The 12,607-nt window shown below is 65.5% G+C and carries 11 protein-coding genes; 2 read left to right on the top strand and 9 right to left on the bottom strand.

Annotated features, from left to right (window positions below):
- The coding region (locus VFA16_RS12180) for a serine hydrolase (RefSeq protein WP_324968056.1) at positions 1 to 1,042 on the top strand (1,042 nt) is incomplete at its 5' end.
- A gap of 344 nt (positions 1,043 to 1,386) precedes the next feature.
- Positions 1,387 to 2,424, top strand: coding sequence for a HoxN/HupN/NixA family nickel/cobalt transporter (locus tag VFA16_RS12175; protein ID WP_324968055.1), 1,038 nt, complete (start codon positions 1,387 to 1,389; stop codon positions 2,422 to 2,424).
- A 68-nt stretch (positions 2,425 to 2,492) separates the two neighbouring features.
- Here VFA16_RS12175 and clpC1 read toward each other — a convergent pair whose 3' ends face one another.
- The 9 genes from clpC1 to VFA16_RS12130 all read right to left on the bottom strand — a co-directional run bounded on the left by clpC1 (position 2,493) and on the right by VFA16_RS12130 (position 12,583).
- Complete coding sequence (clpC1, locus tag VFA16_RS12170; RefSeq protein WP_324968054.1) at positions 2,493 to 5,039, bottom strand: ATP-dependent protease ATP-binding subunit ClpC; 2,547 nt, start codon at positions 5,037 to 5,039, stop codon at positions 2,493 to 2,495.
- Between the two features lie 254 nt (positions 5,040 to 5,293).
- Positions 5,294 to 5,632, bottom strand: coding sequence for a histone-like nucleoid-structuring protein Lsr2 (lsr2, locus tag VFA16_RS12165; protein WP_324968053.1), 339 nt, complete (start codon positions 5,630 to 5,632; stop codon positions 5,294 to 5,296).
- A gap of 118 nt (positions 5,633 to 5,750) precedes the next feature.
- A complete protein-coding gene (gene lysS, locus VFA16_RS12160; RefSeq protein ID WP_324968052.1) occupies positions 5,751 to 7,256 on the bottom strand; it encodes a lysine--tRNA ligase in 1,506 nt (501 codons plus the stop codon).
- Between the two features lie 121 nt (positions 7,257 to 7,377).
- Positions 7,378 to 8,193 (bottom strand): type III pantothenate kinase, encoded by an 816-nt coding sequence (locus tag VFA16_RS12155; RefSeq protein ID WP_324968051.1) that lies wholly within the window; start codon positions 8,191 to 8,193, stop codon positions 7,378 to 7,380.
- 2 nt (positions 8,194 to 8,195) lie between these two features.
- Complete coding sequence (gene panD, locus VFA16_RS12150) at positions 8,196 to 8,603, bottom strand: aspartate 1-decarboxylase (RefSeq protein ID WP_324968050.1); 408 nt, start codon at positions 8,601 to 8,603, stop codon at positions 8,196 to 8,198.
- On the bottom strand, positions 8,603 to 9,541 hold the full coding sequence (gene panC / locus VFA16_RS12145; protein ID WP_324968049.1) for a pantoate--beta-alanine ligase: 939 nt from the start codon (positions 9,539 to 9,541) through the stop codon (positions 8,603 to 8,605). Before panC ends, panD begins: the two co-directional genes overlap by 1 nt.
- The gene (locus VFA16_RS12140) at positions 9,541 to 10,428 is read right to left on the bottom strand and encodes a Rossmann-like and DUF2520 domain-containing protein (RefSeq protein WP_324968058.1); all 888 of its coding nucleotides are present in this window, start codon (positions 10,426 to 10,428) and stop codon (positions 9,541 to 9,543) included. Before VFA16_RS12140 ends, panC begins: the two co-directional genes overlap by 1 nt.
- A 113-nt stretch (positions 10,429 to 10,541) precedes the next feature.
- Positions 10,542 to 12,029, bottom strand: coding sequence for a DUF6779 domain-containing protein (locus VFA16_RS12135; RefSeq protein WP_324968048.1), 1,488 nt, complete (start codon positions 12,027 to 12,029; stop codon positions 10,542 to 10,544).
- A 77-nt stretch (positions 12,030 to 12,106) separates the two neighbouring features.
- Positions 12,107 to 12,583, bottom strand: a complete 477-nt coding sequence (locus tag VFA16_RS12130; RefSeq protein ID WP_324968057.1) for a DUF3180 domain-containing protein — start codon at positions 12,581 to 12,583, stop codon at positions 12,107 to 12,109.
- Positions 12,584 to 12,607: the final 24 nt, after the last annotated feature.

Here is a 12,607-nt window from a genome sequence, read left to right as displayed (position 1 = left end):
CGATATCACTGCGGGCGCGGCCACGCTGCATCTGGTCAGCTCGTATGGCGCGCGACAAAACATCGAGATCCACACCAACGACGCCACCCTGGTCGACCGCTTCGATGTGGTTACGCAGACTCCGACGATCTCTTCGTGGCGTGATCTCGATGCCACGTTGAGCAAGACCGGAGCCCGGTACTCGTACCAGGCCGCCAAAGTCAATGACGGCCGCTGCGAGCGGATTGCGGGCACCAACACCACGCAATCCCTTCCGCTGGCATCGATATTCAAGTTGTACGTGCTTTACGCCGTGGCTGAGGCGGTCAAGGCCGGAACGGTGTCCTGGGACGACCAGATGACCGTCACCGAGAAAGGCAAGGCGGTCGGGTCGTCGGGATTGGAACTACCGGTGGGAGCACAGGTTTCAGTGCGGACCGCCGCCGAGAAGATGATCGCGACCAGCGACAATATGGCCACCGACATGCTGATCGGGAAAGTCGGCACCCCGGCTGTCGAAAAAGCGCTGGCCGACGCCGGCCATCACGATCCGGCCGCGATGACGCCGTTCCCGACGATGTATGAGCTGTTCTCGGTCGGCTGGGGCAAGCCCGATCTGCGCCAGCAGTGGAAGCAAGCCACTCCTCAAGTGCGCGCACAATTGCTGCGGCAGGCGAATTCCCGCACCTACCAACCAGATCCGAGCCGCGCCCACACCCCTGCCTCGGGTTACGGCGCGGAATGGTATGGCAATGCCGAAGATATCTGTCGAGTGCACGTGGCACTTCAAGCCGCCGCGGTCGGCAAAGCCGCCCTCGTCAAGCAGATACTTTCAGCCGCCCCGGGTATCGATCTCGACCCTCATGAGTGGCCGTACGTCGCCGCCAAAGCTGGCGGGTTGCCGGGTGATCTGACCTTCAGCTGGTATGCCGTCGACAAGACCGGACAGCCGTGGGTGGTGAGCTTGCAGCTGAACTGGCCGCGTGACCACGGTCCGACTGTGACCGGCTGGACGTTGCGGATCGCCAAGCAGATCTTCGCGCTCCTGGCTGCGCAACGCTGAACGGCGGACCCAGTTACGGCGCGACGGGCCTGGCGATATAGCCTCAGTCGCGGGTAATCGTGTGAACGGCGAGGAAACCGGTGCATATTCCGGTGCGGTCGCGCCACTGTGACCAGCGTTTCGGCGTTGGAAGCCAGACCTTCCCGTGCACACATCGCAGATGGGACGCGCAATCCCGGAAGGCGGTCGAGTCGATGGCGGTAGGGCATTCGTCTACTGAGCCGGCTGGTTTTCGCGGGCGTATCCGGGCCGTGACGTCGACCTGGGATCGCCGCGACCGCATCGAGATCGGCGTGCTGTTCGGTGTCATCGCGCTGATGCATGTCGCCGGCTTCGCGACGCTGGTGCTGGGCATCGCGCCGCACCGCTACCGTGTCGGAACCGAAATCTTCGGTGTCGGACTGGGCTTCACCGCCTATCTGTTCGGCCTCCGGCATGCGTTCGACGCAGACCACATCGCCGCCATCGACAACACCACGCGCAAGCTCATGTCGGACGGCGACGATGCGGGCCGCGAAGCGGCCCGAGGAGGAGCCGGACAATCAAGCCAACGCGGCGATCAGCCCAAACCGAAATCGGTCGGATTCTGGTTTGCCATGGGCCATTCCACCATTGTGTTGATCATGGCGGTGCTCGTCGTCGTCGGTGCTCGTGCAGTAGGCGTGCTGGCCGACGAGGGCTCCTCGGCCCGACATGCGCTCGACATCGCCAGGGCCGTGGCTTCCGGCTTGTTTCTCTACCTCATCGCGGCTATGAACATCGTTGCGCTGGTCGGGATAACCCGTGCGTTCGCAAAACTTCGGCGCGGCTGCTACTGCGACGAGGAGCTCCACGCGGCGCTCGACGACCGCGGATTTCTGGCACGTCTGCTCCGGCCGATCATGAACCGCATCAAACGCCCGGTCCAGATTTACCCGGTGGGCGTGCTATTCGGCCTCGGCTTCGACACCGCGACAGAGGTTGCACTGTTGGCGCTGGCCGGCACCGGTGCCGCCGCCGGGCTGCCGTGGTACGCGATCCTGGTGCTGCCGCTGTTGTTCGCGGCCGGGATGAGCCTGATGGACACGCTGGACGGCTTGCTGATGACGGCGGCCTATGACTGGGCCTTTATGCAGCCGATCCGCAAGATCTACTACAACTTCACCATCACCGCGCTTTCGATCGCGGTCGCGCTGCTGATCGGCTCGATCGAGCTCGTGTCGATTTTGCACGACGATCTGCAGTGGGTGGACCCGGTCACCAGTTGGATCAGCTCGATCGACTTGAACAATGCCGGGCTGGCGATCGTCGGCCTGTTCGCCGTAACCTGGCTCGGCGCAATCGCCTACTGGAAGCTGGCCAACATCGAAAAACGTTGGCAGCCAAGTAGCCCCGGCGAATAATCCGCGAACGGCCAATTATCACACGAGATTTCGGGAAAACCGTGCGATAACTGGCCGCTCAGCGAGCTCTACTGCTGGGTCGGGCCGCCTGCACTGTGCGCACCGGCCTTGGCCAGATCCGGCTCGGGGGGCGTGGCCGGCTTCGGTGTTCCGGTGAACGTGAACACCGCGTCCTCGCCGGACCCCTCACCGTCCCAGTTGTCCACGTCGACGGTGACGAGCTGGCCCGGACCAACCTCCTCGAAGAGGATCTTCTCGGAGAGCGCGTCCTCGATCTCACGCTGGATGGTGCGCCGCAGCGGACGAGCACCCAGCACCGGATCGAAGCCGCGCTTGGCCAGCAGCGCCTTGGCCTTGTCGGTCAGCACCAACGACATGTCCTTGCTCTTGAGCTGCTTTTCCACCCGGCCGATCATCAGCTCGACCATCCGGATGATCTCGTCGCGAGTCAGCTGGTGGAACACGATGATGTCGTCGATGCGGTTGAGGAACTCAGGGCGGAAGTGCTTCTTGAGCTCGTCGTTGACCTTCTGCTTCATCCGCTCGTAGTTGTTCTCACCACCGCCCGGGGAGAAGCCCAGACCGACCGCTTTGGAGATGTCGGCGGTGCCGAGGTTGGACGTGAAGATCAGCACGGTGTTCTTGAAGTCCACCGTGCGGCCCTGCCCGTCGGTGAGCCGGCCGTCCTCCAGCACCTGCAACAGGCTGTTGTAGATCTCCTGGTGCGCCTTCTCGATTTCGTCGAACAACACCACCGAGAACGGCTTGCGCCGCACCTTCTCGGTGAGCTGGCCGCCCTCCTCGTAGCCGACGTATCCGGGCGGGGCGCCGAACAACCGCGACGCGGTGAACCGGTCGTGGAACTCGCCCATGTCGATCTGGATCAGCGCGTCGTCGTCGCCGAACAGGAACTCCGCCAGCGCCTTGGACAGCTCGGTCTTACCCACACCGGACGGGCCGGCGAAGATGAACGAACCGGACGGGCGCTTGGGGTCCTTCAACCCGGCGCGGGTGCGGCGGATCGCCTTCGAGACGGCCTTGACCGCGTCCTCCTGGCCGATGATTCGCTTGTGCAGCTCCTCTTCCATGCGCAGCAGCCGCGTGGTCTCGGCCTCGGTCAGCTTGAACACCGGGATACCGGTCCAGTTGCCAAGCACCTCGGCGATCTGCTCGTCGTCGACCTCGGCGACTACGTCCAAATCACCGGAGCGCCATTGCTTTTCGCGCTCGGCGCGCTGTGCCACCAGTTGCTTCTCGCGATCACGCAGCGCGGCGGCCTTCTCGAAGTCCTGCGCGTCGATCGCCGACTCCTTCTCGCGGCGGGCCTCGGCGATCTTCTCGTCGAACTCGCGCAGGTCCGGCGGCGCGGTCATCCGGCGGATCCGCATCCGGGCACCGGCCTCGTCGATCAGGTCGATGGCCTTGTCCGGCAGGAACCGGTCGTTGATGTAGCGGTCGGCCAGCGTGGCGGCCGCCACCATCGCGCCGTCGGTGATCGACACCCGGTGGTGCGCCTCGTAGCGGTCGCGCAGACCCTTCAGGATCTCGATCGTGTGCTCGACCGTCGGCTCGCCGACCTGCACGGGCTGGAAGCGGCGCTCCAGCGCGGCGTCCTTCTCGATGTATTTGCGGTACTCGTCGAGCGTGGTGGCGCCGATGGTCTGCAACTCACCTCGGGCCAGCTTGGGCTTCAGGATCGACGCGGCGTCGATCGCGCCCTCAGCGGCTCCGGCACCGACCAGCGTGTGCAGCTCGTCGATGAACAGGATGATGTCGCCGCGGGTGTTGATCTCTTTGAGCACCTTCTTCAGGCGCTCTTCGAAGTCACCGCGGTAGCGCGAACCAGCAACCAGTGAGCCCAGGTCCAGCGTGTAGAGCTGCTTGTCCTTCAGCGTCTCCGGAACGTCGCCGTGCACGATCTTCTGGGCCAGGCCCTCGACGACCGCGGTCTTGCCGACACCGGGCTCGCCGATCAGCACCGGGTTGTTCTTGGTGCGCCGCGACAGCACCTGCATGACCCGCTCGATTTCCTTCTCACGGCCGATGACCGGGTCGAGCTTGCCCTCCATCGCCGCCGCGGTCAGGTTGCGGCCGAACTGGTCAAGCACCAGCGACGTCGACGGGCTGCCCGACTCGCCGCCACGGCCACCCGTGCCGGCTTCAGCGGTCTCCTTGCCCTGGTAGCCGGACAGCAGCTGGATGACCTGCTGGCGAACCCGGGTCAGCTCTGCGCCCAGCTTGACCAGCACCTGCGCGGCCACACCCTCACCCTCACGGATCAGGCCGAGCAGAATGTGCTCAGTGCCGATGTAGTTGTGGCCCAACTGCAGCGCCTCGCGCAGGGAGAGCTCCAGCACCTTCTTGGCACGCGGAGTAAACGGAATGTGTCCCGACGGCGCCTGCTGGCCCTGCCCGATGATCTCCTCGACCTGGCTGCGGACGCCCTCCAGCGAAATTCCCAGCGACTCCAGCGACTTTGCGGCTACGCCTTCACCTTCGTGGATCAGGCCCAACAGGATGTGCTCGGTCCCGATGTAGTTGTGGTTGAGCATCCGGGCCTCTTCTTGCGCCAGGACGACGACCCTGCGGGCTCGGTCGGTAAATCGTTCAAACATCGGTGGTTACCTGCTCTCCCTCACCATCGGTACAGCGGTCGGCACGCGTACCTGCCATCCACTGTAATGGGCCGCTGCCCGAGGTTCCTACCTATGCGCTACTGACCGCAGCGCACGTCTCACGCTTGAAACACGAACGCAACAGACCAACGCGGAAAACCCTCAAAAGCTTTCCCGCGCTACCGGGTGATCAGTTCGCCACCAGCGAAAAATGTGCCGGCGCCAAGGCCTCGAGCCCAGCGCCGGCTGCAATGTCAGGTTGCCGCGTGGAATGCGTCGATGATGTCGGCCGGGATGCGGCCTCGAGAGGACACGTTGTGCCCGTTGCGGCGAGCCCATTCCCGGATCGCTGCGCTCTGCTCGCGGTCAATTGTGCCGCGGCCGCGACCCGAGCCGGCGCGCCCACGTCGCCGACCGCCGACCCGGCGACCGGCTTCCACCCATTGCTTCAGGTCGTTACGCAGTTTCGCAGCATTCTTACTCGAAAGGTCAATCTCATAGGTCACCCCGTCGAGCCCGAATTCGACCGTTTCATCGGCGGGAGCCTCACCGTCAAAATCATCGATCAACGTGACGGTCACTTTCTTCGCCATTAGTTCACCCTCTACCGCATCTTCCTGAGCACTTACTGTGCAAGTCGGATTGTGTCCCCGTTGCACTAATCTGCCATAAGAAGGCGGTTTATTCAATCCCAGAGTTAACGCCGTCGCCTCAGTTGCTGAGCGGTCGAACAATAGGGAACAAAACTGTCTCCCTAATTGACAGGCCAGTCAAAGCCATCAACAATCGGTCAACACCCATTCCGGTTCCGGTGCATGGCGGCATCGCATACTCCAGCGCCGCCAGAAAATCCTCGTCGAGGCTCATCGCCTCGTCGTCGCCGGCGGCCGCGGCGCGCGCCTGCGCGGCGAACCGTTCGCGCTGCACGACCGGGTCGATCAATTCGGAGTATCCCGTGGCTAGTTCGATTCCCCGCAGGTAGAGATCCCACTTCTCGGTGACGCCCGGGATACTGCGATGTTGGCGGGTCAACGGCGTCGTCTCCACCGGGAAATCTTTGACAAATGTGGGCGCGGTAAGACGGGCGCCGACGCTGTGCTCCCACAATTCCTCGATGAGCTTGCCGTGCCCGTAGCTGGGATGGATCTCAACGCCAAGCCGTTCGGCAATGCTGCGCAAGTGCTCAACTGTCGTGTCGGTAGTGATCTCTTCTCCGAGCGCGGTCGACAACGACGGATACATTTGTATCGACGCCCATTCTCCGTCGATGTCATAGACACTGCCGTCAGGCATCGGTAGTTCTCTGGTGCCGATCGCCTCGTCGGCCACCTGTTGAATAAGCTCGCGGGTGACTACGGCGGAATCCTCATAGGTTCCGTAGGCTTGGTAGGTCTCGAGCATGGAAAATTCAGGGGAATGAGTCGAATCTGCTCCTTCGTTTCGGAACACGCGATTTAGTTCAAAGACCTTGTCGAACCCGCCTACCACGCAGCGCTTCAGGAACAGTTCGGGGGCGATCCGCAGGTATAGATCGATGTCGAGCGCATTGGAGTGGGTTACGAAAGGCCGCGCCGCCGCACCGCCGGCCAAAGTCTGCAACATCGGGGTTTCGACCTCGAGAAAACCGCGAGTTTCCAGGCCGGCCCGCAGGGCGCGGATCACGGCAATCCGCAGCCGCGCTACTTCGCGCGCCTGCGGACGAACGATCAGGTCGACGTAGCGCTGCCGCACTCGCGACTCTTCGTTCATCTCCTTGTACGCGACCGGCAACGGCCGCAGCGACTTCGACGCCATCTGCCAGCGGTCGGCAAGTACGGACAATTCGCCGCGGCGTGAGCTGATCACTTCGCCGTGCAGGTAGACGATGTCGCCGATATCGACATCGGCCTTCCACGCATCCAGCGCGTCCTGGCCGACCTTGGCCAAGCTGATCATCGCCTGCAGCTTTGTGCCGTCGCCTTCTTGCAGTGTCGCAAAGCACAGCTTGCCGGAGTTGCGGATGAAGATCACTCGGCCGGCGACGCCGACGAATTCGCCGGTTGCGGTGTCGGCGGGCAGATCGGGATAGGCGGCGCGAATCTGGGCCAGCGTGTGGGTCCGCTCTACGGCGACCGGGTAAGGGTCATGGCCCTCCGCCAACAGCCGAGCGCGCTTGTCCCGGCGGATCCGGAACTGCTCGGGAAGGTCTTGAGGACGGTCCTCGTCGGCGGAGCTCACGACGTGCCAGCTTAAAGGAGCAGATGGCGCGTCGAATGCGCGGTCGAAGCCGCGAAACAGGAGCCATGGTCGTGGTCCGCGTCTTGACAGCAACCGTGGCGTCTGTTTCGCGTGAGGCCTCTCAGCGTGCCGTCTTGAGGCGGCCGCGCTGGCTGTCGCGGTTGCGTTCGAAGACCAGCCGCAAGCCGTGCAGGGTCAGGTGCTGGTCGTAGTGGTCGACGGTGTGCAGTTCGGGCAGCAGCAGCGGTGCGGTGTGCCCGGTGGCCACCACTGCGACGTCGCCGGCGGCGAAACCGTCCATGTCTTCGCGAATGCGTTGCACCAGGCCGTCGACTAAGCCGGCGAAGCCGAACACCGCTCCGGCTTGCATGCACTCGACGGTGTTCTTGCCCACCACCGAACGTGGCCTGGCCAGTTCGACTCGGCGCAATGCGGCGGAGCGGGCCGCGGCGGCATCGGAGGACACTTGCACGCCGGGCGCGATCGCGCCGCCGAGGAACTCGCCTTTGGCCGACACCACGTCGACGCAGATGGACGACCCGAAATCGACGACGATCGCCGCCGTTCCGAACTTGTGGAAAGCGGCCAGGCAGTTGACGATCCGATCAGCGCCGACTTCTTTGGGGTTGTCGACCAAAAGCGGGATGCCGGTACGCACCCCGGGCTCGATCAGCACGTGCGGCACCGAGGGCCAGTACTGGTCGAGCATGATGCGCAGCTCGTGGAGCACCGAAGGAACGGTGGATAGGGCGGCGGCGCCGGTGAGCCGCTCGGAGTCTTCGCCGATCAGCCCGTCGATCGTCAGCGCCAACTCGTCGGCCGTGACCTCTGACTCGGTGCGAATGCGCCACTGCTGCACCACTTTTGCGTGGTCTTTGGACCCGGAGATCAGCCCGACCACGGTATGCATGTTTCGGACGTCGATTGCGAGGAGCACGACTACCGCGGGGAAAGGAGTTCGGACGCGTCGGCGGGTACGAAAGCGGGATCGTGCCCAAGGTCGATCGGGCGATTGTGCTTGTCGACGAAGACGATCCGCGGCTGATAGCTGCGGGCCTCAGCGTCGTCCATGGTCGCGTACGCGATAAGGATCACCAGATCGCCGGGATGCACCAGATGTGCTGCGGCGCCGTTGATCCCGATCACGCCGCTACCCCGCTCCCCGGTAATCGCGTAGGTGACGAGCCGGGCACCGTTGTCGATGTCAACGATCGTGACCTGCTCACCCTCGAGCAAGTCGGCGGCGTCCATCAGGTCGGCGTCGATGGTCACCGAGCCGACGTAATGGAGATCGGCTTGAGTGACGGTGGCGCGATGGATCTTCGACTTGAGCATCGTCCTTAACATCAGTTCCTCCAACGTGTTTCGCAGCTCAGATTGCCGCCGGGCGCCTGCCCGTTATTGTCGGTGTGAGTACCTATTTCGATGGCGATGTTGTCCAAAAGCCTGGTCTTGCCGAGCCGGGCGGCGACCAGCAGCCGACCCGGACCACTGGCGGGCGCGGGGCCGAGCGCGCTGTCACGCACCTGCAGGTAGTCGACCTCGATCGAGGGCACTGCATCGAGCACGGAGCGTGCTGCGGCCAGCGCGGCGTTCGCGCCGCGCGAGGCGGCGTGCCTGCCGGCCACCATGGCCGCCGACAGCGCCGTGGCTGCTTCCCTCTGCGCAGGGTCGAGGTAGCGGTTGCGTGACGACATGGCCAGCCCGTTGTGTTCGCGGATGATCGGCACCCCGATAACCCGGACTTCCAGGTTCAGGTCTGCCACCATGTGCCGTACCAGCACCAACTGCTGATAGTCCTTCTCGCCGAAGAACACCCGGTCCGGCCGCACAATCTGGAGCAGCTTGAGCACCACGGTCAACATGCCGGCGAAATGCGTTGGCCGAGCGGCCCCTTCGAGGTCAGCACCCAGCGGACCCGGATGCACCGCGGTGCGCGGGCCGTCGGGGTACATGGCCGCGACGGTCGGGGTGAACGCCACCTCGACCCCTTGTTCCCGCAGCAGCGCCAGGTCGTCGTCGATGGTGCGCGGGTAGGCGGCGAGGTCTTCGTCGGCGCCAAACTGCAACGGGTTGACGAAGATCGAGACCACCACGACCGAGCCGGGCACCCGCTTGGCCGCGCGGATCAAAGCCAAGTGCCCATCGTGCAGCGCGCCCATGGTGGGCACCAACATGACTCGCCGGCCGGTGTGGCGCAGCGCCCGGCTGACCTGCGCGACGTCGGCAGGCGCCGAGTACACGTTGAGTTCGCCGGCGTTGAACTTCGCCGGGCTCTTGGGCATCACCGCGCCAGCACCTCGAAGACGGCGTCGGGAGCATGCGCGCGCTGCGCGGTGCGCAGCGCGTTGTCGCGGTACGCCTGGGCCAGCGCGGGCGCAACGTCGGCCATTGCAGTCAAATGGCTTGCGACAGTGTTGGCGTCGCCGCGTGCAACCGGTCCGGTGAGTGCGGCCTGCCCGCGTTCCAGGGTGTTCTCCAGCGCGGCCCGGGCCAGTGGTCCGATGACTCGTTCGGCGACGCCGTCAGGGTCGTCGAGACCTAGTTCTCCAGGCAATGCGGCGCGAAGCGCGTCCAGTGCGTCGGCGAGCACAGTGACGATGTGGTTGCCGGCATGGGCCAGCGCGGCGTGGTAGAGCTGACGGGCGTCTTCACCGATTCGGAACGGCTCGCCACCAATCTCGAGGACCAGTGACTGCGCGACCGCGTAGCCGACGTCGTCGGCGGCAGTGATGCCGAAGCAGGTGTCCCCCAGGCGGGAGATGTCCTCGTCGGAGCCGGTGAAGGTCATTGCGGGGTGGATGGCCAACGGAATGCAGTCGGTCAGCGGCGCCAGCACGCCTATGCCGTTGGGCCCTGATGTGTGCGCGACGATCGTGCCCGGCCGCACCGCCGAGGTGGCGGCCAGGCCGGACACCAGCCCGGCCAGCTCCCTGTCCGGCACCGCCAAGAGGAGCAGCTCGGCGCTGTCGGCAACGTCCGGGGCAGAGGCTATCGGGGTGTCGGGCAGCCAGCGCTCGGCCCGTTGCCGGGATGCCTCGGACACAGCGCTGCACGCGACCACGACATGGTCGACGCGTTCCAGCGCCACACCCAGTGCGGTGCCTACCCTTCCGGCCGAGATGATGCCCACCTTGAGCCGGGCCGGGCGCAATCCGTCGAACTGCACCATCGCAGAAACGGCCCTCACAAAGTTTCTTGGTTCGTTCCAGTCCCGCGGCGCGGGTACCGGACGGTCGCTATGACTTTACCCGGACCCGTCCTTTTGACGCGATGCGGTGTACATCACTCTTCGCGGCGGCGACGCCTGCCGCCGGTGGGCTGGGCTTGCAACCTCGCCAGCAGTTCGGCGACTGATTGACCACCGGAGGACGGGCCGTCCGAGGAGTCATCGAGGCTGCGGTGCCGACGCGGGGGCTCAGGCGTGGTCGGTGGTGGCGCTGGTGGCGGTGTCGGTGTAGGGGCGCCGTAGCCCTCGTAATCGGCCGAATGTCGGGGCCGCCGGCTGTCGCCCGAGGCGCCTGAGGTTCCTCCCGCCGGGGGAACCGGCGGCTCGGTGGGGCCGGCGTGTCGACCCCTCCGCGGCTCGGGAACGGGCTGACTGGAGGTGGTCGACCCAGTGGGCATGTGGGCGGCGGCAATTCGGCTGTCGGCTTGATCGGACACCCAGTTGCTGCCCGGCGCTCCTGGGGGAAGCCATTGGCCCTCGGTGCCGACGGGCTGCCATTCGTCAGCCGGTTCGCGACGCTGCGGTGCCTCCTCGGGCGGGGCATACCAATCGCGCGGCGACCGCTCGGGTTCAGGCTGCGGCGCCACGGGTTCAGGTTCCGGCTGTGGCGCCACGTAGCGGGGTTCGACCCGCGGCTGCGACGGTGGCGTCGGAATGTCATGCTGAGGCTCGGCGTGGCGGTGCGGCTGCGGCGGGAAGCGCTCTTGCGCAGACCAGCTGCGTTCCTCGGACCGCCCGGCTCGCGACCAGTCAGCCTGATCGGATTGTCGCACCCGTGGCGACCAGCCGCTGTCTTCTGTTGGCCGCCAATGCGAACCGCGGTAGCCGTCGGCGGGATAAGCCTCGGGAGCTGGCGAGCGTGTCTCGGCCGCCCGATAAGCCCCGGCCACTGGATACGCCTCGGCCGCGGGTTCGGGCGCCGCCGGTCGGGGCGGCAGCAGCGGTTCCTCGGGCACGTCGATGATCGAGCTGTCTTCGGGCTGGTTGGCCATTTCTTCCGCCCGCACCGAAGCCACCCGATTGGCCCGCTCGCGCGGGGTCTCGTCCTCCCGATCCCACTCGCTGTAACCGCGTACCGTGGTGCGCTCGGTCTCCAGGGCAGGGCGCTGACTTAGCTCGGCATCGAACAAGATCTCGAGGTTGGTGCGCAGCGCTGCCAATTCCGCCCGCAGCGCCGCCACCTCGTCGGCAGCCTGGGCGCGAAGTTCGGATGCCAGCTCGCGGCGCAGCTGCGATTCGACTGTCAGCTCGTATTCGCGGCGAGCAGAGATTTCCCGATCCAGCTGCAAGTCGTAAACCAGTTTGAGATCCCGCACCCGCGCCTGGTCCACGTCGCTTTGCCGGCGATAGATCACCGACGCGAACGCAGCGACGACGGCGGCCCACAGCGCCAGGATCACCGCGAGCTTGAGGAGTTCCACCCGATTGGTGAACACGAGTGCGGAACTGGCCCCGATGGCGAGGACCAGCAACGCCGTCAACAGCAGCCAACCCGGCCTGCGGCCGCCGCGCCGTACCCGGGCGCCGCGGGACAGAACGGTCATGGCCTGACTGTACCGGCCCGAGGTCAATGCGCGTGTCGGTCGCGTACCGGCGATTCTCAACCGGGCCCATTACCCCGTCAGCTTTCGGTGCCTTCGCCTCGTTTGGTGGGGTCGCTCGGCGATCTGCAGCAATGCTGCAGCCACAGCGCGGCGACGAGCAGGGCCAGGGCGCACGCGGCCGCGACCACGGCGCCGGCGGTGTCCTCGCCGGCCACCCGCAGCGTCGAGCGCCGCGGCAGGAGGTACACCAGCACCCCCATCCACCAGCCCAGCACCACGGCGCCCACCCACGCCGAGGCCTTGGCGATCATCACACTGCGGGCCACTGCCAACGGATGCAGCCAGCCGGGCCCGTCGCCGATCTCGCCGTCGTTGATTTTGGTTCGCACATACCGTCCCCACACCGCCTCGGCTGCGGCGATGGCCAGCAGCGACAGGCCCGTCCACACCGTGATCGGCGGAAACCACCGGTACAACAACACCACCAGCAGATAGCCGACCACCGCGGTGGCGATCACCGCGGCCGTCAGGTCCCGTTTGCGTGTCGGTCCCATCAGCATCCTGACGCCGGGGTCGTG

The sequence above is a fragment of the Mycobacterium sp. genome, from assembly GCF_035653355.1.
Lineage (GTDB): Bacteria > Actinomycetota > Actinomycetes > Mycobacteriales > Mycobacteriaceae > Mycobacterium.
This window is presented reverse-complemented; position numbering and strand designations above follow the sequence as displayed.